The 21586-nt window shown below is 67.6% G+C and carries 22 protein-coding genes and 1 tRNA gene; 14 read left to right on the top strand and 9 right to left on the bottom strand.

What is annotated here, in order from left to right; all coding sequences use genetic code 11:
• Nucleotides 1-81 precede the first annotated feature (81 nt).
• The 4 genes from NGK62_RS31390 to NGK62_RS31375 are packed head-to-tail and all read left to right on the top strand — an operon-like array spanning nucleotide 82 to nucleotide 4266.
• Nucleotides 82-1107, top strand: coding sequence for a 2-keto-3-deoxygluconate permease (locus tag NGK62_RS31390; protein ID WP_082400881.1), 1026 nt, complete (start codon nucleotides 82-84; stop codon nucleotides 1105-1107).
• Nucleotides 1104-2321, top strand: a complete 1218-nt coding sequence (gene dtnK / locus NGK62_RS31385) for a D-threonate kinase (protein ID WP_251882000.1) — start codon at nucleotides 1104-1106, stop codon at nucleotides 2319-2321. The genes NGK62_RS31390 and dtnK overlap by 4 nt, the downstream gene beginning before the upstream one ends.
• Nucleotides 2318-3370 (top strand): 4-hydroxythreonine-4-phosphate dehydrogenase PdxA, encoded by a 1053-nt coding sequence (gene pdxA, locus NGK62_RS31380; RefSeq protein WP_059372138.1) that lies wholly within the window; start codon nucleotides 2318-2320, stop codon nucleotides 3368-3370. The genes dtnK and pdxA overlap by 4 nt, the downstream gene beginning before the upstream one ends.
• Nucleotides 3371-3375: 5 nt before the next feature.
• Complete coding sequence (locus NGK62_RS31375) at nucleotides 3376-4266, top strand: GntR family transcriptional regulator (RefSeq protein ID WP_251881998.1); 891 nt, start codon at nucleotides 3376-3378, stop codon at nucleotides 4264-4266.
• Between the two features lie 64 nt (nucleotides 4267-4330).
• Here NGK62_RS31375 and NGK62_RS31370 read toward each other — a convergent pair whose 3' ends face one another.
• The gene (locus NGK62_RS31370; RefSeq protein ID WP_059372134.1) at nucleotides 4331-4999 is read right to left on the bottom strand and encodes a FadR/GntR family transcriptional regulator; all 669 of its coding nucleotides are present in this window, start codon (nucleotides 4997-4999) and stop codon (nucleotides 4331-4333) included.
• Between the two features lie 188 nt (nucleotides 5000-5187).
• Between NGK62_RS31370 and NGK62_RS31365 the strand changes: the two genes are divergently transcribed.
• Complete coding sequence (locus tag NGK62_RS31365) at nucleotides 5188-6057, top strand: fumarylacetoacetate hydrolase family protein (RefSeq protein WP_059372132.1); 870 nt, start codon at nucleotides 5188-5190, stop codon at nucleotides 6055-6057.
• Between the two features lie 59 nt (nucleotides 6058-6116).
• A complete protein-coding gene (locus NGK62_RS31360) occupies nucleotides 6117-7088 on the top strand; it encodes a tripartite tricarboxylate transporter substrate binding protein (RefSeq protein WP_251881996.1) in 972 nt (323 codons plus the stop codon).
• Nucleotides 7089-7127: 39 nt separating this feature from the next.
• On the opposite strand, the gene NGK62_RS31355 is transcribed toward NGK62_RS31360, so the two are convergent.
• The 5 genes from NGK62_RS31355 to NGK62_RS31335 are packed head-to-tail and all read right to left on the bottom strand — an operon-like array spanning nucleotide 7128 to nucleotide 12114.
• Nucleotides 7128-8624, bottom strand: coding sequence for a class I adenylate-forming enzyme family protein (locus tag NGK62_RS31355; RefSeq protein WP_251881994.1), 1497 nt, complete (start codon nucleotides 8622-8624; stop codon nucleotides 7128-7130).
• Between the two features lie 9 nt (nucleotides 8625-8633).
• Nucleotides 8634-9368 (bottom strand): CoA-transferase subunit beta, encoded by a 735-nt coding sequence (locus tag NGK62_RS31350; RefSeq protein WP_118933691.1) that lies wholly within the window; start codon nucleotides 9366-9368, stop codon nucleotides 8634-8636.
• The gene (locus tag NGK62_RS31345; protein WP_251881992.1) at nucleotides 9361-10194 is read right to left on the bottom strand and encodes a CoA transferase subunit A; all 834 of its coding nucleotides are present in this window, start codon (nucleotides 10192-10194) and stop codon (nucleotides 9361-9363) included. The genes NGK62_RS31350 and NGK62_RS31345 overlap by 8 nt, the downstream gene beginning before the upstream one ends.
• Before the next feature lie 31 nt (nucleotides 10195-10225).
• A complete protein-coding gene (locus NGK62_RS31340) occupies nucleotides 10226-10948 on the bottom strand; it encodes an enoyl-CoA hydratase/isomerase family protein (RefSeq protein WP_251881990.1) in 723 nt (240 codons plus the stop codon).
• Nucleotides 10945-12114, bottom strand: coding sequence for a CaiB/BaiF CoA transferase family protein (locus tag NGK62_RS31335; RefSeq protein WP_059372117.1), 1170 nt, complete (start codon nucleotides 12112-12114; stop codon nucleotides 10945-10947). The genes NGK62_RS31340 and NGK62_RS31335 overlap by 4 nt, the downstream gene beginning before the upstream one ends.
• A gap of 284 nt (nucleotides 12115-12398) precedes the next feature.
• On the opposite strand from NGK62_RS31335, the gene NGK62_RS31330 reads away from it, so the two are divergent.
• Both NGK62_RS31330 and NGK62_RS31325 read left to right on the top strand, forming a co-directional pair.
• Nucleotides 12399-13367, top strand: a complete 969-nt coding sequence (locus NGK62_RS31330; RefSeq protein WP_118933703.1) for a tripartite tricarboxylate transporter substrate binding protein — start codon at nucleotides 12399-12401, stop codon at nucleotides 13365-13367.
• Nucleotides 13364-15004: an FAD/NAD(P)-binding protein gene (locus NGK62_RS31325; RefSeq protein ID WP_251881988.1), complete on the top strand. Its 1641-nt coding sequence runs from the start codon at nucleotides 13364-13366 to the stop codon at nucleotides 15002-15004. The genes NGK62_RS31330 and NGK62_RS31325 overlap by 4 nt, the downstream gene beginning before the upstream one ends.
• Here the strand turns inward: NGK62_RS31325 and NGK62_RS31320 are convergent.
• Both NGK62_RS31320 and NGK62_RS31315 read right to left on the bottom strand, forming a co-directional pair.
• Nucleotides 14913-15677, bottom strand: coding sequence for an IclR family transcriptional regulator (locus tag NGK62_RS31320; protein WP_118933688.1), 765 nt, complete (start codon nucleotides 15675-15677; stop codon nucleotides 14913-14915). The two genes, NGK62_RS31325 and NGK62_RS31320, sit on opposite strands and share 92 nt — an antisense overlap.
• A 61-nt stretch (nucleotides 15678-15738) precedes the next feature.
• The gene (locus tag NGK62_RS31315; RefSeq protein WP_251881986.1) at nucleotides 15739-16365 is read right to left on the bottom strand and encodes a cysteine dioxygenase family protein; all 627 of its coding nucleotides are present in this window, start codon (nucleotides 16363-16365) and stop codon (nucleotides 15739-15741) included.
• Between the two features lie 167 nt (nucleotides 16366-16532).
• Here NGK62_RS31315 and NGK62_RS31310 point away from each other — a divergent pair, with 167 nt between their 5' ends.
• From NGK62_RS31310 to NGK62_RS31295, 4 genes are all read left to right on the top strand, one after another.
• Nucleotides 16533-17345 (top strand): SIR2 family NAD-dependent protein deacylase, encoded by an 813-nt coding sequence (locus NGK62_RS31310; RefSeq protein ID WP_251881984.1) that lies wholly within the window; start codon nucleotides 16533-16535, stop codon nucleotides 17343-17345.
• A 109-nt stretch (nucleotides 17346-17454) separates the two neighbouring features.
• Nucleotides 17455-18057: a helix-turn-helix domain-containing protein gene (locus NGK62_RS31305; protein WP_118933702.1), complete on the top strand. Its 603-nt coding sequence runs from the start codon at nucleotides 17455-17457 to the stop codon at nucleotides 18055-18057.
• Between the two features lie 120 nt (nucleotides 18058-18177).
• On the top strand, nucleotides 18178-18405 hold the full coding sequence (locus tag NGK62_RS31300) for a hypothetical protein (protein ID WP_054453154.1): 228 nt from the start codon (nucleotides 18178-18180) through the stop codon (nucleotides 18403-18405).
• Nucleotides 18406-18617: 212 nt separating this feature from the next.
• Nucleotides 18618-18848 carry a DUF3079 domain-containing protein gene (locus NGK62_RS31295; RefSeq protein ID WP_251881982.1) on the top strand — a complete coding sequence of 77 codons (231 nt, stop codon included), beginning with the start codon at nucleotides 18618-18620 and terminating at the stop codon, nucleotides 18846-18848.
• A 102-nt stretch (nucleotides 18849-18950) separates the two neighbouring features.
• On the opposite strand, the gene NGK62_RS31290 is transcribed toward NGK62_RS31295, so the two are convergent.
• Nucleotides 18951-19027, bottom strand: a tRNA-Arg gene (locus NGK62_RS31290).
• 335 nt (nucleotides 19028-19362) lie between these two features.
• Here NGK62_RS31290 and NGK62_RS31285 point away from each other — a divergent pair.
• Nucleotides 19363-20052 carry a DUF3313 domain-containing protein gene (locus NGK62_RS31285; RefSeq protein WP_251881980.1) on the top strand — a complete coding sequence of 230 codons (690 nt, stop codon included), beginning with the start codon at nucleotides 19363-19365 and terminating at the stop codon, nucleotides 20050-20052.
• A gap of 81 nt (nucleotides 20053-20133) precedes the next feature.
• Nucleotides 20134-21576 carry a DUF1254 domain-containing protein gene (locus NGK62_RS31280; RefSeq protein WP_251881979.1) on the top strand — a complete coding sequence of 481 codons (1443 nt, stop codon included), beginning with the start codon at nucleotides 20134-20136 and terminating at the stop codon, nucleotides 21574-21576.
• Nucleotides 21577-21586 lie beyond the last annotated feature (10 nt).

Below are 21586 nucleotides of genomic sequence, written 5' to 3'. Positions count from 1 at the left end.
TTTTTCATCCCTGATCAACCGTGTGACAGACGCGCGCTCGAACGTCTGCAACCCATAAAAACCGTCTTGGAGACTCCGATAGTGTCGACCGAAACTTCCCGCTCGCCCTTTTTTGGCACGATGCAGAAAATCCCCGGTGGATTGATGCTGGTGCCGCTGATCCTGGGTTCCTTGATCGGCACCTTCGCTCCCGACGCGTTGGCGATCGGCGGCTTCACCACGGCGCTGTTCAAGAACAGCGCCCTGCCCCTGATCGCGCTGCTGATCTTCGCCACCGGCACGCAGGTCAATGCGCGCACCGGTGGCCCGATCCTGGCCACCGCCGGCACCATCCTGTTGATGAAGACCCTGGTGCCCGCCACCCTCATCATCATTCTGGGCAGCTACGTCGGCCTGGACGGCGTGCTGGGCGTGTCCATCCTGGCGCTGCTGGCCGCCTTCGACAACAGCAACGGCGGCCTGTGGCTGGCCTATACCGGCCAGTACGGCGATGCCCGCGACCGCGGCGCCTATGTGGCCAGCGCGGTCAATGACGGCCCCTTCTTCAGCCTGCTATTCCTGGGCGCCTCGGGCCTGGCCGACATCCCCATGATCGCCCTGGTGGCGGCGCTGGTGCCGTTCCTGCTCGGCGTGGTGGTCGGCAACCTGGACCCCAAGTGGCGCGACGTGCTTAAGCCCGTGCCCAACATCGTCATCCCGTTCTTCGCCTTCGCCCTGGGCACCGGCATCAACCTGGGCGCCGTGGTTTCCGGCGGCGTCAGCGGCCTGATCCTGGGCCTGATCATCAGCCCCATCACCGGCGGCCTGGTCTATCTGGGCTATCGCTACATCCTGCGCCGCGGCGGCAAGAGCGGCCTGGGCTTCGCCGCTGGCACCACCGCCGGCAACGCCATTGCCACCCCTGCAGTGGTAGCGGCCGCCGATCCCAACTTCCAGCAATACGTGTCGACCGCCACCGCCCAGGTCGCCGCCTGCGTGCTGATCAGCTCGATCCTGGCGCCCATGCTGGCCTCGTATTTCCTCAAGCGCGCGGGCGAGCTCAAGTCCGAGGACGCCGACCCCACGGTCGCCCCCGCCCTGCGTGAAGCGCGTGGAGAGGCGCTTTGAATCCCGCCATCGCCATCGTCGCCGATGACCTGACCGGTTCGGGCGACACGGCGGTGCAGTTCGTGCGCGCCGGCTGGAACACCCATCTGTCCATCGGCGGCGCCGACGAGGCGCTGTCGGGTTCCGGCGCCGCCGGCGTGGAAGTGCTGGCGGTCACGACCAACAGCCGTCCCCTGTCGGCCGCCGACGCGGCCGAGGCCGTCTGGCAGAACGTGCGCCGCCTGCGTGCGGCCGGCGTCACGCGCCTGTACAAGAAGGTGGACTCCACCTTGCGCGGCGCCTTCAAGGCCGAGATCGACGCGGCGCGCGAGGCTTGGGGTCCGGACACCATTGCGGTGATCTGTCCGGCCTTCCCGGCCACCGGCCGCACCGTCGAACAAGGCGTGCTCTACGTCAACGGCAAGCCGGTCACCGAGACCTCGGCGGCCACAGATCCGGTCACGCCCGTGACCGAAAGCCATATCCCCACCCTGCTGGGTTGCGCCCATGTGGCGGCGCAGCAAGGCGACACGCCGCAAGCGCTGGCGGCCCGCATCCGCGCGGCCGGCAACACCGTGGTGGTCGACGCGGCTACCGAAGCCGACCTGGAGCGCCTGGCGCGCGCCATCGGCTTGTTGGGTGTGCACGCCCTGCCCGTGGGCGCGGGCGGCCTGGCCGTGCCGCTGGCTCGGGTTTGGGCCGGCGCCGACCAGACCGCGCCGGTCGTGGTGGTGGTGACCTCGCAGCACAGCGCGGCGCGCGCGCAAGCCGCCGCCCTGCAAGCCTCGGGCGCCGACACCTGGACACCCTCGCTGGCTCAATTGGCCGACGACGCCGCATGGCAGGCCTGGAGCCAGCCGCTGCTGCAAGCGCATGGCCAATCGCCGGCGCAAGCCGGCACGGTGCTGCTGCTGGCGCCCGAAGGCCAGCTGGACGGCCTGGATTCCGAGACCGTCGCGGAACGCCTGGGCGGCCTGGCCGCGCAATTGATCGCCAGCGCCAACGCGGCCGGCGTGGTCGCCACGGGCGGTGACGGCGCGCGCAGCGTGCTGGTGGCGCTGGGCGCCCGCGGCATTTCGCTGGTGGATGAAGTGATGGGCGGCGTGCCCCTGGGCACGCTGACCGGAGGCACGGCCGCCGGCCTGCCCGTGGTGACCAAGGCCGGCGGCTTTGGCACCGAAGATGTACTGGTTCGCGCGGTGCGCGCGATCCGCGATAGGAGATTCAAGCGATGACACAACCCCAACCGGGCAAGCTGCCCCTGCTGGCCGTAACCCTGGGCGACGTGGCGGGCATCGGGCCGGAAATCACGGCCAAGATGCTGATGGGCCATGACGAACTGCGCCAGAAGGCCCGCCTGCTGGTGGTCGGCGACGTGGACGTGATGGCCAACGCCGTGCGCAGCCTGGGCGGCGACCCCGCCATCGTGCGCAAGCTGGACCGCGCCGCCGACTGCGCCAACACGCCCGGCACCATCGAAGTGCTGCAGGCAGGCCCGTCGCTGGCCCACGTGAAGCTGGGCGAGATCAGCGCGGACGCGGGCGACGGCTCGGTGCGCTTTGTCACCACGGCCTGCGCCCTGGCGCGCGCCGGCGAGGTCGACGGCATCGTCACCGCCCCGCTGAACAAGGCCGCCATGCACGCGGCCGGCCACAAGTGGCCCGGCCATACCGAACTGCTGGCGCACGAGTTCGGCGTCAAGACCTTCTCGCTGGTGCTGTCGGCCGGCGACCTCTACATTTTCCACGCCACCACCCACGTGTCGCTGCGCCAGGCCATCGAAGACCTGACCCCGGCGCGCATGCGCGCGGTGCTGCGCCTGGCCGGTTCCTTCGCCAAGGCGCTGGGCCGCGGCGACCAGCCGGTGGCGGTGTCGGGCCTGAATCCGCATGCCGGCGAAAACGGCATCTTCGGCACCGAAGACGCCGACATCCTGGCGCCCGCGGTGGCCGAAGCCAATGCCGCCGGCATCCTGGCCGCGGGCCCGATTCCGGCCGACGCGCTGTTCCCGCAAGCCGTGCGCGGCAAGTGGAAGTTCGTGATCGCCTGTTACCACGACCAGGGCCACGCGCCCTTCAAGGCGGTCTACGGCGACGACGGCGTCAACATCACGGTGGGCCTGCCGGTCGTGCGCGTGTCCGTGGACCACGGCACCGCCTTCGACATCGCCGGCCGCGGCATCGCCCGCGAAGACAGCCTGATCCTGGCCGCCGAGCGCGCCGCGCATCTGGCCCCGGGCTGGACGCATGTGTGGGAAACTGCGCGGGCACAAACCGGAGGTTGATTCCCATGGCGCCCGCCACGCACGACGCATTGCCCGTACTTGATCGCTCCGGCGATATCCCGCTGCACGCCCAGGTGGCGACCCTGCTGCGCGGATACATCCGCACGAACAAGCTCGCGGCCGGCGCCGTGCTGCCCAGCGAGGCCGCGCTGTGCGAACGCTTCGGCGTGGCGCGCAGCGTGGTGCGCCAGGCGCTGGCGGCCCTGGCCACCGAAGGCCTGATCCAGCGCGAAACCGGGCGTCCTGCCACCGTGGCGGCGCCCCAGGAACACCGCCGGCTGGTGCAGCGATCCACCGGCCTGTACGAGCAGTTCGCGCAGTCCGGCGTGGCCTTGCAAACCCGCGTGCTGGCGTTCGCGCGCGCCGAGCCGCCCGCCGATGTGGCGGCCTTCTTCGGCACCACGCAATTGCTGATGCTGGAACGCCTGCGCCATGTGGCCGATGCGCCGCTGGCCTATGTGCGCACATGGCTGCCCGCCGGCGCGGTACCCGGCCTGCGCGCCGAAGATCTCGCCGACGCATCCCTGCACGGCGTGCTGACACGGCGCTTCGGCCTGCGCCCCGGCGCCGGGCGCAACCAGATCCGGGCGGTGGCGGCCGACAAGACGCTGGCGGAACTGCTGGACACGCAAGCCGGCACGCCGTTGCTCATGCTGCAAGGCCAAGGCATGGACCAGCATGGCCGCCCCCTGGAGTGGTTCACCACCTGGCACCGCGCCGAGCAACTGGTGTTCGACGTGGACGTCAGCATGGGCCATGAAAGCGTGCAGCCACGGCTGCAGACGCCCGACGCGCCCGCAGAGCCCTCGCCCGAGGGCCACGACCCGCTGGCGCGCGCCCAAGCCCTGGTGGCCGAGCTTTCCGCCGAACTGGCCAGGCTGCGCGCGCAGCCCTGAGGCGCGCTTCCCGCGGCGGCCGATCTTGCCCCGGCCGCGCCGCAGCCTGCGGACGCGGCAGCCCCTAGCCCAGCAGGTTGTCCCTCACGTGCAGCAGATGCCGCCGCACGGCCTCCATGGCCCGTTCCGCGTCCCGGTCATGCAGCGCATCAACGATCTCGCGATGCTCCACCTGATAGGCCTGGCGCCGCTCGGGCGTCAGGCTCCTGCGCTTCAAGGCGCCCCAGGTCGCTTGCGAGCGCGCCGCCGTCATCAGCGCGAACACTTTTTCGATGAAGAGATTGTGCGTGGCCGTCGCCATCAATTCGTGCAATTTAGCGTCCCAGATCTCGAACGCTTCGAAGCTGTCGGCGGCCTCTGCGCGCGCGCAGGCGTCCTGCATCGCGGCGAAATCGGCAGGGCTGCCATGCTGCACCACCAGGGCCGCGATGGCCGGCTCCAGCACCAGCCGCGCCGCCATCAGTTCGGCCGGGCTGGTGGACAGCACTTCGGTGCGCAGCAGCCCTTCCGTTTGCGCCAGCGCCGAGGAGGGATTGGCGTAGGTGCCGCTGCCCACGCGCTGCGAAATCAGGCCTTCGTTCTTCAAGTCGGCCAGGGTGCGGCGCACCGTTGAACGGCTGATGCCGAATTGTTCGCTCAGGGCGCGTTCCGTGGGCAGGCGATGGCCAGCAGGCCAGGCGCCGGATTGCAGATTCTCGATGATGACCGCGCGCAAGGCGGAAGCTTTGTCCATGGACCGTCCCAGAATAGCTAGCGGCCAGATGATACCAAAACAGACCAATAAACCAAGAAAAACCTGGAGATTCCGTTAGGAAAGTTGATTTATTTGGTATATCCTCTCCCGAAATTGGGCCTTGATATTCGCCCAATTGGTATTTTTTGGTATTAAACAAGAGCGGCCGGACCGCTCAGGGAGCAAGCATGAAGATTGCAGTATTCCGGATCCAGGGCGAGCGCCGCATCGGCGTGGTGTCCGACGACGGTGGCAGCGTGACCGCCCTGGACTTCCCGCGCGAACTCGCGGCCGCGGGCGCGCTGACCGCCGTGGAATGGCTGGCCGAGGGCCGCGCCCTGCCGGCCAAGGTCGGCTCGTCCTACCGCTGGGACCAGGTCGAGCATGAGGCGCCCCTGCCAGCGCAGCGGCGCAACCTGTTCTGCGTGGGCCGCAACTACCACGCCCATGCCAAAGAACTGCGCGACTCCGTCTTCAAGGACAACGACGCCAATCCCGAATCCTGGCCCATCGTGTTCACCAAGGTGCCGCAGACCGTGGTCGGCCCCTGGGCCGACGTGCATCTGCCCGTGGGCGTCTCCGACAAGATCGACTACGAAGCCGAGCTGGCGGTGGTGATCGGCAAGGGCGGCCGCAACATTTCCCGCGCCGAGGCCATGAGCCACGTGATTGGCTACACGGTGGTCAACGACGTTACCGCGCGCGACGTGCAGATGCGCCACCAGCAGTGGGACCTGGGCAAGTCCTTCGACACCTTCTGCCCCATGGGCCCCTGGCTGGTGACGGCCGACGAGCTGGACGGCCAGAAGACGCGCGTGCGCTGCTGGGTCAACGGCGAGCTGCGCCAGGACGGCAACACCGAAGACCTGATCTTCGACATCCCCACGCTGATCGAAACCTGCTCGCGCGGCATCACGCTGTATCCGGGCGACGTCATCGCCACCGGCACGCCGGCCGGCGTCGGCCAGGGCCTGAACCCGCCGCAATTCCTCAAGCACGGCGACGTGGTGCGGGTGGAGATCGACGGCATCGGCCACATAGAAAACCGCTTCGTCTGAGGACAAGCCCCGGAATGAACACGGGGCGGCTCGGCAATAAGAAGCACAAGGAGTGAGACATGAATCTGCGTTGCTACCGGGCGGCCGCGGCTGCCTTGCTATGGCTGGGAGCCGCGAATGCGCTGGCCGCCGGCTACCCTGAACGCCCCGTGACCATGGTGGTGCCCTTCCCGCCTGGCGGCGTCGCCGACACGATCGCGCGGCCGCTGGCCCAGGCCATGGGCGACAAGCTGGGCCAGGCCGTCGTCATCGAAAACAAGGGCGGCGCGGGCGGCGCCATCGGCATCGGCCAGGCCGGCCGCGCCAAACCCGACGGCTATACGCTGCTGATGAGCCTGTCGTCGATTTCCATCCTGCCCGCAGCCGACCGCCTGCTGGAACGCAAGCCGGCCTATCAGCTGGACCAGTTCGTGCCGATCGCGCGCATCACCGCCGATCCGACCGTGCTGGTGGTGCGCGCCGACGCGCCGTACAAGACGCTGCAGGAATTCGTCGACGCGGCGAAGAAGCAGTCCGGCAAGTTCAGCTACGGCTCTTCCGGCATCTACGGCACCATGCACGTGCCGATGGAAATGCTGCAGAACGCCGCTGGCATCAAGATGATGCACGTGCCCTTCACCGGCGCCGGCCCCGCGGTGCAGGCGCTGGTGGGCGGCCAGGTCGATGCCCTTGCCACCGGGCCGTCCAGCGTCATGCAGCTGATCCAGGCGGGGCGCGTCAAGGCGCTGGCGCATTGGGGCGACGGCAAGCTCGACAGCCTGCCGGACGTGCCGTCCTTCAAATCGCAAGGCTATGACATCACCTTCGTGCAGTGGTCGGGCGTATTCGCCCTGGCCGGCACGCCGCCGGCTGTCGTGGAGAAGCTGCGCCAGGCAGTCAAGGACGTCGCCACCAACCCCGAGGTCCAGGCCCGCATCGCCGGCACCGGCAGTCCGGTGCAATACCTGGACGCGCCGGCCTTCGACGAGTACTGGAAGAAGGACTCGGCCTCGCTGGAGGTCGCGGTCAACCGGATCGGCAAGGTCGAATAGCCCAACGGGACGCCCGGGATTCCGAGGCGTCCCGCCGGTTCATGAACGCAGGCTGGCGGGCGCAAACTGCCGCGCCAGCGCCTTGCGGTCGACCTTGCCCACCGCGTTCTCGGGCAGGCGCTCGATCCACAACACCTCGCGCGGCACGTAGATGCGGCCCAGGCGCGCCAGCACCTCCGCCTGTATGCCGGACGCATCCGGCGCGGCCGCGCCCGCGCGCTGCACGAAGATCACCGGCACTTCGCCCAGGTCCTCGTCGGGCGCGCCCACCACGCAGCAGGCGGCCACGCCCGGCAGGCCCGTCACCACCCCCTCGATCAGCGCTGGCGAGATGTTCTCGCCGCCGCGGATGATCACGTCCTTGATGCGGCCGGTGATGCTCAGATAGCCCTGCTCGTCGAAACGCCCCAGGTCCCCAGTGCGCAACAGCTGCGGCGCGCCGGTGTCGGCGCTGTCCACGCCCACATAGCCCAGCATCAGGCTGTCGCCCGCGATGCAGATCTCGCCTTCGCCGCCCGGCGCGGCCTCGCTGCCGTCCGGCAGGCGCAAGGTCACGCTCTGGCCGGCCAGCACGGTACCCACAGACCCCACGCGGCGCGCGGCAGGCGGGTTCATGGTCGAGGTGCAAGTGGCTTCCGACAGGCCATAGGACACCACCAGCGGGCAGCCCAGGAAGGCTTCGATGCGCCGGTGCAGCGCTTCGGTGATCGGCGCCGAGCCGCAGCGCGCAAAGCGCAACGCAGCCAGGCTGGCCGGATCGAACTCCAGTTCCAGCATGCGCGCGTACATGGTCGGCACGCCCGTGATCAGGCTGGGCCGGAACTCACGCAGCAAGCCCGGCATGTCTTCGGCCCGGAAGCGCCCCGCCAGCGCCACGCAGGCCCCCGCCAGCAGCGGCGCGAAAATCTGGTTGTTGAGCGCATTGGTGTGATGCAGCGGCATCACGTGCAAGAGCCGGTCTGCCGGCGTCAAGCCGGTGTGCGCCAGCACCCCGCGCGCATTGTTCGTCAGCCCGCGGTGGCTCAACAGCACGCCCTTGGGATTGCCGGTGCTGCCGGAGGTGAACAGCAGCAGGCCCGCGTCGCCGGGCGCGGCCTCGCCGCTGCCCGTCCAGTCCAGCGGGCCTTGGGCCACGGCAGCGGCGTCCAGCAGGCATTGCGGCGCCAAGCCGCTGGCACGGGCCGTCGCCGCGTTCGCCGCATCGTGCAGTATCCAGCCCAGCCCCACCGCCGCCACGCGCCTGGCAGTCTCGGCATCCGACAGGCGCGGCTCCAACGGACATGGGCAGGCGCCCGCCGCCATCACGCCCAGGATCGCCAGCACCTGGGCCTGCGACCGCTCCATCGCGATGGCCACATGACTGCCGCGCCGCACCCCGGCGGCGCGCAGGCCGCCCGCGATGCGCCCGACCTCCTGGCGCAGGCCGGCATACGTCAGCATGCCGTCCGCGGTCAGGATAGCCGGCCGTTCGGCCCATTGCGGCAGGGCCCACAGGCGCGCGAAGGCAGCCACCAAGGTGGCGTCGACAAGCGTCATGGCAAGCTCCTAGCGCAGCGCGACGGCAGCGTCGCGTTCAAACTGCCCATCGGGATCCAGCTCGCGCAAGGCGCGCATCTCGGCCGCCGTCGGCAGCGCGGACGGCTCGGCGCCGCTGGCGTCGAATTCGAAACCCGTGCGCTCGCGCACTTCAGACAGGCTGGATTCCGGGTGCCATGACTGCAAAGCCAGCCGTCCGTCGCGCTTGACGAACACGGCGATCGGCGTGACCACGCCATGAAATCCGCCCCAGGACGTCATGAAGTCCAGCTTGGGCACGAAGGTGCGCCGCGAGTGCTCGGTGCGCCAGGTGCAGGCGCGCCTGGCGGTGGGCAGCATCACCGCGCCGCCCCCGCCGCCCGGCAAACGCACCTTGGGCTCGTGCCAGTCGCCGATGCAGGAATTGTTGGCGCAGCCTTCGCCGTCGATCTGCGCCGCGCCCAGGAAGGTCAGGTCCATGCGGCCGCGCGTGCACAGATCGTAGAAGTCTTCGTTGGAGAAGATCGACGCGGTGCGCTCGGCCAGCACCGGATCGGAACTGGAGATCGGCACATGCGAGGGCAGCGGGTTCACGCCGCCGGCGACGTTGATGTAGACGAAGTCCCAATCGTAGGCGCGCTTGGCCAGCAGGCAGGCCAGCATCGGCAGGGTGGAATTCACGCCACTGAAAGTGATCTCGTCCGGCCGGATGAAGCGCGCCAGATTGGTGACGATGTACGAAAAGCCCGACCATTGCTCAGCCATGCTGCACCTCCCGCGCTTCGGGCGCCGCAGCCAGGTGCGCCTGCAGATCGCTGTGTTTGTCCATGTACGCTTCCACCGCCGGATAATCGATGGCGTAGTCCGGCCAGCAGGATCCCGGCCATGCGCCCTGCGGCGCGACGGCATAGGCCTGCACCATGAAGAACGGCACCAGCGTGGATTCCGGATTGGCCTCGAACACCGCGCTGTCGACCACCTTCTCGGCCACCACCAGCACGCTGCCCGCGGCGCGCGACATGATGCGGTCCCAATGCGCCGTGCCGTGCACGCGCACATTGCCCAGCGCGTCCACCTCCGAAGCATGAATCACGGCGAAGTCCGGCCGGATCGCCGGCACCACCCAGGTCTTCTGCCCGCTGCCATACGGATCGTCCAGGCACTTCCAGCCGTTCAGCTCCGGCAGGCCGCTACCATGCAGGCCGCCGCAAGGCTGGAACGGCACGCCAAACGCCGCCGCCCGCAGGCCGGCCGTGAGGCTGGCGCAGGCGTGTTCTTCCAGCTCGATCTCGCGCCGCTCGACCGCCTTGCGGTACCAGGGCGCCAGGCCGAAGTTCCCTTCCATGGCGACGATGCCCGCGCGCACGCGGCGCAGCGCGCCCGCGCGGCACAGGATGTCCACGTCGTAGCCCGGCGACTGCTTGACCAGTTCCAGGTCGCGCCGGCCCTGCCGGATCAGTTCGCGCACGAAGGCGAACGGTCCGCGGTGCAGGAAGCTGCCGCCCAATGCGATCGACGCGCCGTTGGGCACCAGCGCCGCCAGCTCCGCCAGCGAGCACTGCTTGTTCTTCTGATTGAAACCCGATGCCATGATGTCTCCTTCCCTGCGTGTTCTTCTTCGATCAACGCGCCTGCAGATAGGCCGCTACCCGGTCCTTCAGGCCCGGCAGTGCGGCAGAACGCACCAGGCGGGCAAGATCGGTATCCGGCGCCTCTGACGACAGCGCCGCATATAGCTGGACGCGGCTCGCGCCGCTGAGCGCCGATGCGGCGTCCAGCGCCTCGCGCTCGATGGCCGGCCAGTCCTGCGCGTCGGCAAGGCGGCTCGCAAAGCCGTCGCTCAAGGCCTCTTGCGCGCTGAACGTGGCCGCCTGCTCCAATACCGCGCGCGCCCGCTCCGCGCCCACCAGGGCTGCGTAACGGCGCGTGCCCAGCACCAGGCCGAACTTCAGACCTGGCATGCGGAACGTGGCGTCAGGCGCGCTGACGCGCCACTTGCAGGCGCCGAACAGGTCCACGCCCGCGCCGAAGTTACGGCCATGCGCCAGCCCCAGCGTGAGGCACGGCGAGGCCGCCAGCCGCTGCAGCAGCATCTCGATGCGCACGAAGCGCAGCAGCAGATCGCCTTCGCTCTGCTCCTGCCAGCCGCCGAAGTCGAAGCCCGCGCTGAAGTTCCTGCCCTCGCCCTTCAAGACGATGAGCTGGGCGCCGCCAGCCTCGGCCGCATCCAATGCGGCAATCAGCGCCTCCACCAGCGGCGCCGACAGCGCATTCATCTTGTCGGGCCGCGCCAGCGTCAACACGTGCGCCGCGCCCTGTTTGTCGATGCGCAGGACCTCGCTCATGCCGCCGTCCCCTTCCTGGCGGCGCGCAGCGCGCCCAGTACTTCATCGTTGTGTTCGCCCAGGGCGGGCGGACGGCGGCGCAAGGCCGTGGTCTGGCCGTCGAAGCGCACCGGCAGGCCGAACGTGCGCGTGCGCACGCCGTTGGGCAGGTCCACGGGCTGCACCCAGCCCATGTGCTCAACCTGCGGGTCGGCCAGCACCTCTGAATAGGTGTTGATGGGCGCGCACGGCACGCCGGCCGCACGGAAACGCGCCAGCCAGGTCTGCGCGTCCTCGGCTTCGAAGATCGCTTCCAGGATCTCGCGCAGCGCTGTCTGGTTGCGGGCGCGGGCGCTGGTGTCGGTGAAGCGCGGGTCGGCCAACAGATCCTCGCGGCCTACCGTTGCGCATACGCCCTTCCACAAGGCCTGGTTGCCCGCCGCCATGCCGAAGTAGCCGCCCTTGCAGCGGAACGCCTGGTAGGGCGCATTGCGCGGATGGGCCGATCCCAGCTTGACGGGATCCTTGCCGCTGCCGAAGAACTCCGAAGTCTGCAGAGCCGCGATGCCCAGGGTGGCGCCCAGCATGGGTACGTCGATATGCGTACCCTGCCCGCTGGCCTGGGCCGCGCGCAAGGCCGACGCAATGGCGAAGGCGCCGTACAGGCCGGCCGAAAAGTCCGCCACCGGCACGCCGCACTTCACGGGTTCGCCGCCCGCTTCGCCGGTCACGCTCATGATGCCGCTCATGGCCTGGATGGTCAGGTCGAAGCCGCCTTCCTGCGAACGGGGCCCCGACTGGCCGTAGGCCGAGATCGAGCAATAGACCAGTCTGGGATTGGCCTCGCGCAGCTGCGCATAGCCCAGGCCCAGGCGGTCCATCACGCCCGGCCGGTTGTTCTCGATCAGCACGTCGGCGGACAGCGCGAGTTCGCGCGCCAGAGCCAGGTCGCCGGGGTCCTTCAGGTTCAACGTCACCGAACGCTTGTTGCGGTTGAGGGACGCGAAGTTCTCGCTGTAGCCGTCGGAAATGGGCGGCCAGCTGCGCAGCGTATCGCCGCCTTCGGGGTTCTCGATCTTGATCACGTCGGCGCCCATGTCCGCCAACAGCATGCCGCAAAAAGGCCCCGCCGCAACATTGCAAATCTCCAGCACCGTGATGCCGGCCAGCGCCGAACTGGGTGTCATGTCTGACCTCTCGTTATGAAAATTCAATATTTGGGACAAAGAAAACATTATAAGAGTTGGCCTTCAAGACTGGCATCATCCAGCCCATCTCTAGCGTTTGTTTGCGATTTTTAGCGCGAATCCTAGTGCATTCCCTAAGTAGCGTGCTTAATTGTTGACCAGCATAGCACCGTGTGGAATTCTAAGTAAACCATTTATTGAAACTCTAGTCCTATATTTTAGGATTTTTATAAAGGGCCGCGACGCGGCATATGACGGCCCGCACCGACACCAAGGAGACTTCCATGAAGAAAATGTGGCGCATTGCCCTGACAGGCATGGTGCTGGCTTTGGCAGGCGGCGCGGCCGCGGCCGACAACTGGCCGGCGAAACCCGTGCGCATGGTGGTCCCCTTCCCGCCCGGCGGCGCGACGGACGCGGCCGCGCGCATCTACGCGCAGCACCTGGGCGACTACCTGGGGCAGAGCGTGGTGGTGGAAAACAAGGCGGGTGCGGGCGGCGAAATCGGCGCTGAGTATGTGGCCAAGTCGGCCGCCGACGGCTACACCCTGCTGATGGGCGCCGTGGGTAGCCACGCGATCCACGCGGCCATGCCGGACAAGCCCGGCTACGACTTCGGCACCGCCTTCGTCGGCGTGTCCATGGCGACCAGCATGCCCATGGCCGTGGCGGTGAACAGCAACAAGATTCCCGCGAAGAACGTGCAGGAGCTGATCGCCCTGGCCAAGAGCAAGCCCGGCACCATCACCTTCGGCTCGGCCGGCCCCGGCACGTCCCAACACATGGCGGGCGAACTCTTCCAGGTCGTGACCGGCACGCGGCTCATGCATGTGCCGTACCGTGGCAGCGGGCCCGCCATCACCGATCTGCTGGGCGGCCAGATCGACATGGTGATCGAAACGCTGCCGGCGCTGCTGCCGCAGGTCGCAACCGGCAAGATCCGTCTGCTCGGCGTCACCACCGCCACGCGCGCCACGGCGCTGCCAGACCTCCCCACGCTCGCCGAGCAGGGCGTAAAGGACTACTCGGTCGCGACCACCTACGCGCTGCTGGCTCCCGCGGGCACGCCGCCCGCCGTGGTGGACAAGCTCTCGGCCGGCATGCAGAAGGCGGCTGCCATGGCTTCCGTGCAGCAAGCCGCGCAGAAGCTGGGCGCCGACGCCGTGGCCACCACTCCTGCCGACACCAGCCGCGTGCTCAAACAGGAAGTCGCCCGCTGGGCCGACGTCGTGCGTTTGTCGGCGGCCAAATGACGGCGCCCGGCACGACACCGCCCGCGGCGGACCTGGCCATCGTCGGCGGCGGCTCGGTGGCCGTCAGCTTCCTGTATCAATTCCTGCTATCCCTGGAACCGGGCGGCGGCCGGGCGCTGACGATCGCGCTGTTCGAGCCGCAGGCCGAGCCGGGCGCGGGCGAGGCCTACCAGGAGGATCTGCCCAGCAACCTGCTCAATATCCCCGCCGGCAACATGTCGGCGCGGGCCGACCACAGGATGGATTTCGTGGACTGGCTGCGCGCCCAGGATCCCGCCTGGCTGCGCGCGCAAGGCGCGGACTCGATATCGCCGGCGGACTTCCTGCCGCGGCCATTGTTCGGCGCCTACATGCGCGCAGTCTATGCGCGAGCTTGCGAGCTCGCGCGCGCACAGGGCGTCACGCTCACACACGTGCGCAGCCGTGTCCGACGCGTGGCGCCGCTGCCTGGCTGCGGCGCGCGGGTCGAACCGGAATCGGGTCAGCCCTGCCTGGCGCGTTACGCCGTGCTGTGCAACGGCAACCTGCCCTCGCAGGCCTTTCCGGAATTGCGCGATGCGCCCGGCTACTTCAACAGCCCTTACCCGGTCCAGGCGCTGACGCGCGGTATCGCCGCCGACGCCCCGGTCTGCATCATCGGCACCAGCCTGAGCGCCGTGGACGCCATCGCAGCCTTGCGGCAAGCGGCGCATCGCGGCCCCATCCTGTGCGCGTCGCGCAATGGCCGGCTGCCGTCGGTGCGCAGTCCGCACAATCGCGCTCCGGACGCACTGCGCCGCTTGAGTCCGGAGGGCGTTGCGCGCCTGGCCGCCACGCACGGCGGGGCCCTCTCGCTCGAGGTCATTGCCGCGGCGCTGCGGGAAGAAGTGCAGGCGCTGGACGGCAGTCTGGCAGCCGCAGACGTGTTCGGGCTGGACGGCGAGGCCCGCGCCGCGCTGGACGACGAGATACGGCGGTCCGAACAAGCCGCGCGCCCCTGGCAGGCGGTGGCGGCCGCAACCAATGCCGCCGTGGACCTGATCTGGCATCTCATGCCGGACGCCGAACGCGGCCGCTTCCAGTCGCAATGGCGTTCGCTATGGATGGCGCGGCGCGCCACCTTTCCGATGCGCAACGCGCTGAAGCTGCAAGCCCTGCTCCAGAACGGCCAGTTGCAGGTCAGCGGCGGTTATCTGGACAGCCGCCACGACAGCGCCAGCGGCCTGTTCCACACGCGCTTGCGCGACGCGGCGGGCGCCGTGTCCACCCACGCCAGCCGCTATCTGATCAATGCCACCAGCTTCTCGGTGGACACCGCAAGCACGCAAGATCCGCTGGTGTCCGCGCTATTGCGCGAGGGCCACGCGCAGCCCGATCCCCATGGCGGCCTGGCGCTGGACTATGCCACGGGATGCCTCAAGAACGCCGCAGGCGGGATCGAGCCGGATATCTCGGTGCTGGGCAGCTTGGCGGGCGGCACGTATTTCTGGACCACGTCCATGGACGTGAATGCGCGGCTGGCTCGCGGCCAGGCGCAGCGCATCGGCGCGGCGCTGGCGCGGTCCGCTACTGATCCAGATAGCCCCGGCGATAGCCCATCCCTTGCGAGATGGACTGGGCACAGGCAGCCACGTCCGGCGCCAGCTGCTTCATCCTAGCGGCGCTCAGGCGGTCCAGCGGGCCGGAGATGCCTATCGCGGCCACAGGCTGGTCCAGGCTGTTGAACAAGGTCACGGCCAGCCCGCCCACGCCTTCGCGCCATTCGCCCCGGTTGACCGCGTAGCCGGTGCGGGCGATCTTGCGCAGTTCGTCCTTCAAAAGCGGCATGGACACGATGGTCGAGGACGTGTGGCGCACGAGCTTGTCGGCATAGCGCTCGACATAGCCTTCCGCCTGGTAGGCGAGCAAGGCCTTGCCGGTGGCGACGGCATAGGCCGGCGCGCGTCCGCCCACCATGGAATAGGCGCGTATGGGCTGGGGGCTGTCGATCTTGTCCACGTAGACCACGTCGAAGCCGTCGAGCACCGACAGGTGCACGGTTTCGCCGGTCTGGTCGGCCAGCGTGCGCATGTAGGGCGCGGCCAGCTTGCGCACGTCCAGCTGGGCCAGCTGACGCGCCGCCAGCTCGAACAGCCGTACCGCGCCGCGATAGCCGCCGCCGTCATCGTCCTTGGTCACGTAGCCCGCATGGATCAGCGTCTGCAAGGTGCGGTGCGTGTTGCTGCGGGTCAGCCCGACGCGGGCGGCGAGCGCGTCGATGGTGCGCGGCGGATTATCCACGTCGGTCACCGCCTCCAGCACCATCAGACCTTTGAGCAGCGTCTTGTCCATTGTTTATTTTCCTAATATTTAGGACAAGAAAATAGCATGGGACGCCGCGCGCGAACAGACCCTAGCGTGCGCCCCCGGCAATGGCCGCGCGCACGGCTTCCGAGCGGTCCCACAGGTTGGGCAGGCTGGGCGATGAATAGCCGGACACGAAAGGCTTGGCCTGCCCCGTCGCCGGGTCATATACGTGGCGCGACACGGCGCCGATGTTGCCGCCGTAGAGATGCACGCTGATCGATACGCGGTCGGCGTGGGCGTTGGACACGCGGTGGATGTCGCCTTCGGCCGGCGACAGGCGCTCCACGTCGCCCGGCTGCAAGGTGCTCGGGGCGCCCGCCGGCGTAACGCTGCCGTCCTCGCCGCGAACATAGCGCTGGTTGACCTCCGCCCCGCGCAGCATGCCCACATAACCCCAGACCTCGTGATCATGCACCGGCGTGAACTGGCCCGGCCCCCACACGAAACTCACCAGCGAAAAGCGCTCCAGCGGATCGCAGTGCAGCAGATATTGCTGGTAGTACTGAGGATGGGGCGCGGTACAGGCCTCGGGCAGCCAATCGTCATGGCGCACCAGGTCTGTGAATGCGGCCTGCAGCTCCGGCGTCTGCGCCAGGCCCGTGGGCGTGGCCAGCCGGGTCGCGGCGGCGATGAAGCGGCGCAGCCTGTCCAGGCCGCCTTGAGATTCGGGCATTGCGTCTCTCCGTGAACTCTGGAAATCCCAGATTGAAAAAACAGTACCCACGATTCAGGATGGACACGCATCCTTGCCCCTGCTTCCGCCCGGGTAATCGCGCCTGGCTTTTCTTGACAGGCCCAGGCCCGCGCGTACAGCGTATCGGACTGGCTTCAAGATTGAAAATGAAAAACACGCATCACGATATTCCCCCCGCGCTGGCGCAGACGCTGCGCCAGGCGCGGCGCGTCGTCGTCTTCACGGGCGCCGGCGTCTCCGCCGAAAGCGGCATCGCCACCTTCCGAGATGCGCTGACAGGCCTGTGGTCGCGCTTCGACGCACAGGCTCTCGCCACGCCCGAAGCGTTCCGCTCCCACCCCGACCTCGTTTGGGGCTGGTACGAATGGCGCCGCGCGCAGGCCCTGCGCGCCGCGCCGAACGCCGCGCATCGCGCCATCGCGGAACTGGCGCGGCACGTGCCCGAGCTGCTCGTGGTCACGCAGAACGTCGACGATCTGCATGAACGCGCCGGCAGCCTCCATGTCGCGCACCTGCACGGCAGCCTGCACGCGCCGCGCTGCTCGGCCTGCGGCGCCGCTCATGCCTTTGCGCAGGCGTTCCCCGACGAACCCGGGCAAGGAAGGCGCATCGATCCGCCAGCGTGCACGCATTGCGGTGCGCCGGTACGGCCCGGCGTCGTGTGGTTCGGAGAAAGCCTGCCGCATGATGAGTGGGACAAAGCCATGCGGGCCGTCGAGCAATGCGACCTGCTGCTGAGCATAGGCACATCGGCGCTGGTCTACCCCGCGGCAGAACTGCCGCAACGCGCACTGCGCCACGGCGCAACCGTGGCGCAGATCAATCCGGCCGCCACGCCGCTGGACGCGCACGCACACCACAACGTGCGCGGCGCGGCCGCAGCGATCATGCCCAGGTTGCTTGCGGACGCGGGCTTCGGCCCCACCGATTACAGCCCTGCGCGCAGTGAAGATTCGTGAAGATGTCGGGGGCTGATGTGGCGCACAATCATCGACTCAAGTCAGGCGAGGGGAAACCCCAAATCCCACCACCCGCACCCCGGGATACATTGGCGGGATAGGTTTGGCCGTGGAGATTATCATTCCGTTTTCCTGGAGACTTCCCGACGTCTTTGTGCGCTCGCCGGACGGTGTCTTGCACCGTGTGGTGCGCCACGCCACGACCGCGGAAACCATCGCCCAACTCGAGAGCATGCCCAGCAACTATCACCTGGACTGCGAGTGCATGCTCGACAACGGCGAAGCCCTGCACTGGATCGGCGACAACCAATATCGCCAATTGAATGGCGGCGCCATTTTCACCGCCGAAGCCGCCACCACCACGCCTCGGGCCGATTCCCGCAAGAGCGCTGCCGCCAAGAGCAGCCTGCACGACCCCCGCAGAAAATCCGCCCCGCGCAGAACACCCGCGCAGGGGCAGAGTCATTTACCATTAGCTGTCGTCAATCTAAAAACCGGCAACGACTGGAGCCTGATACGCGCCTGGCGCGAGCATCTCAATATCAGCACCGCTGATATGGCTGCACGGCTAGGAGTGGACCACTCCATCTATATCGAACTGGAACGGCCGCGCCCGCGGCCCAGGCAGGTTATCCTGGACCGCGTATCCGAAGCCCTGGGCGTCACTCCCGACCAGCTCGACGATTCATTGTTTGGAGGGCACCTTCACTAGCCTGACGCGGGAACATCAAGCTTCCCGCCCTGGCATACTGAAATGCCCGAACGACTTTGGCGCCGTATATCCAATGGCCCGCGCATGGAGGTATCGCATATGCTCGGCACCGCAAGACGATTGACCGACGTCCTCGCCACCGCGCCGGACGGCACGCTCTACCGCATTGAACGCTTCGTCTCGGACCCCGACGCGTATTCCGCGCTGGGTACCTCGCGCTTCGATCCGAAGACGCATTGCGTATGCCGCACCAGCACAGGCGAAAAAGTCGCGTGGCTGGGCGGACAGACCTACCAGCTGCTCAAGAGCGGCACCTCCTTGACGGCGGTGGACCGACGACGCCACTAGGCGCACGGGGCCGCCGCGCCTGGCCGGGCGGCGCTCTCTCCTCCCGCATTCCTCAAAGCCGCGGCCCGACGCGCGACACTGCGCGCGTCGGGCCGCGGGCGTGGCGCTTGCGCCAGATCAAGGAATTCCGCGCGCGCCCGGCAGTACGCTGGACACATATCTGAAAAGAATGGCGCTGCCGTCGCGGCGTCCTCCGTCAGCAGGCATCCAGCATGGCCAAGAAGTTTCCCTTGCACCCGAAGCACCCCGAACGCATATGCTGGGGCTGCGACCGCTATTGCGCCACCGACTCGATGGCCTGCGGCAACGGCTCCGGCCGCACCATGCACCCCGCAGAGACGCTGGGAGACGATTGGTACACGGTCGGAGACTGGGGATTCGACGACGAAGATGACAAGACCCGGGACCAGGTCCGAGCCGCGGAGCCAGCCCCGACGCACTGAAGCGCGACGCACCGGCGCAATCCGCGCCGCAAAACAAAAAGGCCTTCGATCGAAGATCAAAGGCCTTTCCGTTTTCTTTCGATTTCATCCAAGCAAGAAGCTTGGCGCGCCCGGCAGGATTCGAACCTACGACCCCCTGGTTCGTAGCCAGGTACTCTATCCAGCTGAGCTACGGGCGCTCCGAAAGAGGCGTGTTTATACCATGAAAAATAAAGGGTGCGCAAATCAGGCCGCCCGAAGCCCGCACCCGCGCTGCGCCCGAATCGCGATCCCGGGCCGCGTGCCCCACCTCGGCCACGCGATTCCTTCCACAAAACGCGCACAAAGGGAATAGTTCAGAAAACCCGGTTCACTCGTCCGCGTTGCGAAATTTCACGCTTGGAAAAATAATTGGTTTCCTGTGCATATAGGTCAAAAAATGCGCCCACGAGCGGAAAGCAGCTCTTGCACGGGACCTCTCGCCGACGCCTGCAGTCGGGGCTCTCCTGCCCCCTGTCTGTCAGAAGGAACTTGCATGGACATCAAGAATTCCTCGGGCGCGCTTGTTCTGAGCCTCGCTGCCGCGATCCTGGCCACAGGCTGTTCCACCGCTCCCAAAACGACAGAGTCCGGTTTTCTGCCGGATTACTCGATGCTGCACCAGGCCCCCGCCCCCGATGGCGGGACCCGCCTGGTCTACCTGAATCCCGACTTCAACCCATCGCGCTATACGGCAGTCTGGCTCGATCCCATCGAGTATTACCCGGAACCTCGGCCAACCGCGGACGTTTCCATGGAAACCCTCACGGAGATACGCGTAGCGGTCGACGAAACGCTGCGGCGCAAGGTCGGCGAACAGGTGAGGCTGGTCGATCGCGCCGGGCCTGGCGTCGCCCATATACGCATCGCCATCACCGCGGTGGGAACCTCGGAGCAGGCGCTGCGGGCCTATCAATACATCCCCGTCGCGTTGGTAATGACCGAAGCCCGCGCCGCCCTGGAAGGAGGCATGGCGCGCAACGCCAGCGTCGCCATCGAGTCCCGGGTCACGGACAGCATGTCGGACGAATTGCTACATGCGTCCGTGCGGGGCGGCACGGGCGAGAAAGTCGCCAACGCCACCCAAGGCGCGGGCGGCGTTCGCCTGTCCAAGCTGCAACCCCTGATCGATGAATGGACCGCCGGCGCGGCCCGGGAAATCGGCAAGTACGTCCGACCACGCTAGAGCAAGGCATCACGCGGCACGGCCTGGCCTGTGCCGCGGCACTTCGTGCTTTTCAACCCATGAGTCCGTTGGAGCGATCCCATGAAGCTAACACGCCGCACATTGAACGCAGGTGGCCTTGCTCTGCTCGCCACCAGCGCCCTGGGCGCAGTCGCCCGGGCCGCCGATGGCCTGATCGCCGATCTGCCCGAAGGCGACGAGCAGTTCGGCTTGGCAACCGATGTCTACATCTACGCCTACCCCCTGGTGACCATGGAGATGACCAGAAGAGTCATCACCAACGTCGCGGAACCCAAGGGCACGCGGGCGCCAATGGGGAATCTCATCAAGCTGCGCCAGTACCCCGACGCCAAGTTCCGCGACGTGACCGCGCCTAACGCCGACACGCTCTACACCACGTCCTTCTTTGATGTTGGCGACGAGCCCTGGGTCGTCAGCCTGCCCGACATGAACGGACGCTATGCCCTGTTTCCGATGCTGGACGGCTGGACGACGGTGTTCGACGTGCCCGGCAAGCGCACCACCGGCACGGGAGCGCAAACCTTCATGGTCAGCGGCCCCGGATGGGAGGGCTCGATTCCGCAAGGCATGGTCCAGTACAAATCCCCCACCAGCATCGTCTGGCTGCTGGGCCGCATCTACTGCACCGGCACGCCGGAAGATTATGCGCAAGTGCACAAGCTGCAGGACGAAGTGAAGCTCTGTCCCTTGAGCGCTTGGGGCAAGGACTGGACCCCGCCCGCGGGCAAGGTCGACCCCGCCATAGACATGAAGACCGCGGTACGCGAGCAGGTCAACAACATGGACGCGGTCGAGTACTTCACCTTGTTCGCGCAGTTGCTCAAGCGCAATCCGCCCAACGCCGCCGACGCAGCCATCGTCGCGAAGATGGCCGCGATAGGCATCGTGCCGGGGCAGGACTTCGACAAGAGCCAGCTCGACCCCGACATCGCGAAGCGGATCCCGCAGGTGGGCTTCGGACGCATCATGACGCACTTCAAGTCCAGCGGCGGCGACATCCAGGACGTCGATGGCTGGGGCTACACGACCAAGACGGGCATCTACGGCATCAACTACGTCCAGCGCGCCCTGATCACCGCGATCGGCCTGGGCGCCAACCGCCCGCAGGACGCCATTTATCCCACATCCCTGAAGTCAGACACCGGCGCCGTCAGACGCACCTACAACGGCTCGGAGAAGTACGTGCTGACCTTCAAGAAAGGGCTTACGCCGCCAGTCTCCGGCTTCTGGTCGCTGACGATGTATGACGCGCGCTACTTCTTCGTCGACAACCCGCTGAACCGCTACTCGATCAGCGCGCGCCAGCCCCTGAAGGCCAAGCCCGACGGCTCGATCGACCTGCTCATACAGAATGAATCGCCCGGCGCCGACATGGAGTCGAACTGGCTGCCTGCGCCCAAGGGCCCATTCATCCTGATGATGCGTCTTTACTGGCCCAACGAAAGCAACCCGTCCATCATCGACGGCTCCTGGACCATCCCTCCGGTAAGGCGGGTCACCTGACACCTGGGTT

Origin of the sequence: Achromobacter sp. Marseille-Q4954 (genome assembly GCF_943737025.1) — a bacterium.
GTDB classification, from domain to species: Bacteria; Pseudomonadota; Gammaproteobacteria; order Burkholderiales; family Burkholderiaceae_B; genus Achromobacter; species Achromobacter bronchisepticus_A.
This window is presented reverse-complemented; position numbering and strand designations above follow the sequence as displayed.

Excerpts from the sequence above, each read along its gene's own strand:
- NGK62_RS31360 (WP_251881996.1), top strand. The coding sequence starts at position 6,117 with ATGAATCTGCGTTGCTACCGGGCGGCCGCGGCTGCCTTGCTATGGCTG.
- NGK62_RS31340 (WP_251881990.1), bottom strand. The coding sequence starts at position 10,948 with ATGAGCGAGGTCCTGCGCATCGACAAACAGGGCGCGGCGCACGTGTTG.
- NGK62_RS31335 (WP_059372117.1), bottom strand. The coding sequence starts at position 12,114 with ATGACACCCAGTTCGGCGCTGGCCGGCATCACGGTGCTGGAGATTTGC.
- NGK62_RS31315 (WP_251881986.1), bottom strand. The coding sequence starts at position 16,365 with ATGCCCGAATCTCAAGGCGGCCTGGACAGGCTGCGCCGCTTCATCGCC.
- NGK62_RS31320 (WP_118933688.1), bottom strand. The coding sequence starts at position 15,677 with ATGGACAAGACGCTGCTCAAAGGTCTGATGGTGCTGGAGGCGGTGACC.
- NGK62_RS31350 (WP_118933691.1), bottom strand. The coding sequence starts at position 9,368 with ATGGCTGAGCAATGGTCGGGCTTTTCGTACATCGTCACCAATCTGGCG.
- NGK62_RS31375 (WP_251881998.1), top strand. The coding sequence starts at position 3,376 with ATGGCGCCCGCCACGCACGACGCATTGCCCGTACTTGATCGCTCCGGC.
- NGK62_RS31325 (WP_251881988.1), top strand. The coding sequence starts at position 13,364 with ATGACGGCGCCCGGCACGACACCGCCCGCGGCGGACCTGGCCATCGTC.
- NGK62_RS31355 (WP_251881994.1), bottom strand. The coding sequence starts at position 8,624 with ATGACGCTTGTCGACGCCACCTTGGTGGCTGCCTTCGCGCGCCTGTGG.
- NGK62_RS31295 (WP_251881982.1), top strand. The coding sequence starts at position 18,618 with ATGGCCAAGAAGTTTCCCTTGCACCCGAAGCACCCCGAACGCATATGC.
- pdxA (WP_059372138.1), top strand. The coding sequence starts at position 2,318 with ATGACACAACCCCAACCGGGCAAGCTGCCCCTGCTGGCCGTAACCCTG.
- NGK62_RS31330 (WP_118933703.1), top strand. The coding sequence starts at position 12,399 with ATGAAGAAAATGTGGCGCATTGCCCTGACAGGCATGGTGCTGGCTTTG.
- NGK62_RS31345 (WP_251881992.1), bottom strand. The coding sequence starts at position 10,194 with ATGGCATCGGGTTTCAATCAGAAGAACAAGCAGTGCTCGCTGGCGGAG.
- NGK62_RS31370 (WP_059372134.1), bottom strand. The coding sequence starts at position 4,999 with ATGGACAAAGCTTCCGCCTTGCGCGCGGTCATCATCGAGAATCTGCAA.
- NGK62_RS31365 (WP_059372132.1), top strand. The coding sequence starts at position 5,188 with ATGAAGATTGCAGTATTCCGGATCCAGGGCGAGCGCCGCATCGGCGTG.
- NGK62_RS31285 (WP_251881980.1), top strand. The coding sequence starts at position 19,363 with ATGGACATCAAGAATTCCTCGGGCGCGCTTGTTCTGAGCCTCGCTGCC.
- NGK62_RS31280 (WP_251881979.1), top strand. The coding sequence starts at position 20,134 with ATGAAGCTAACACGCCGCACATTGAACGCAGGTGGCCTTGCTCTGCTC.
- NGK62_RS31310 (WP_251881984.1), top strand. The coding sequence starts at position 16,533 with ATGAAAAACACGCATCACGATATTCCCCCCGCGCTGGCGCAGACGCTG.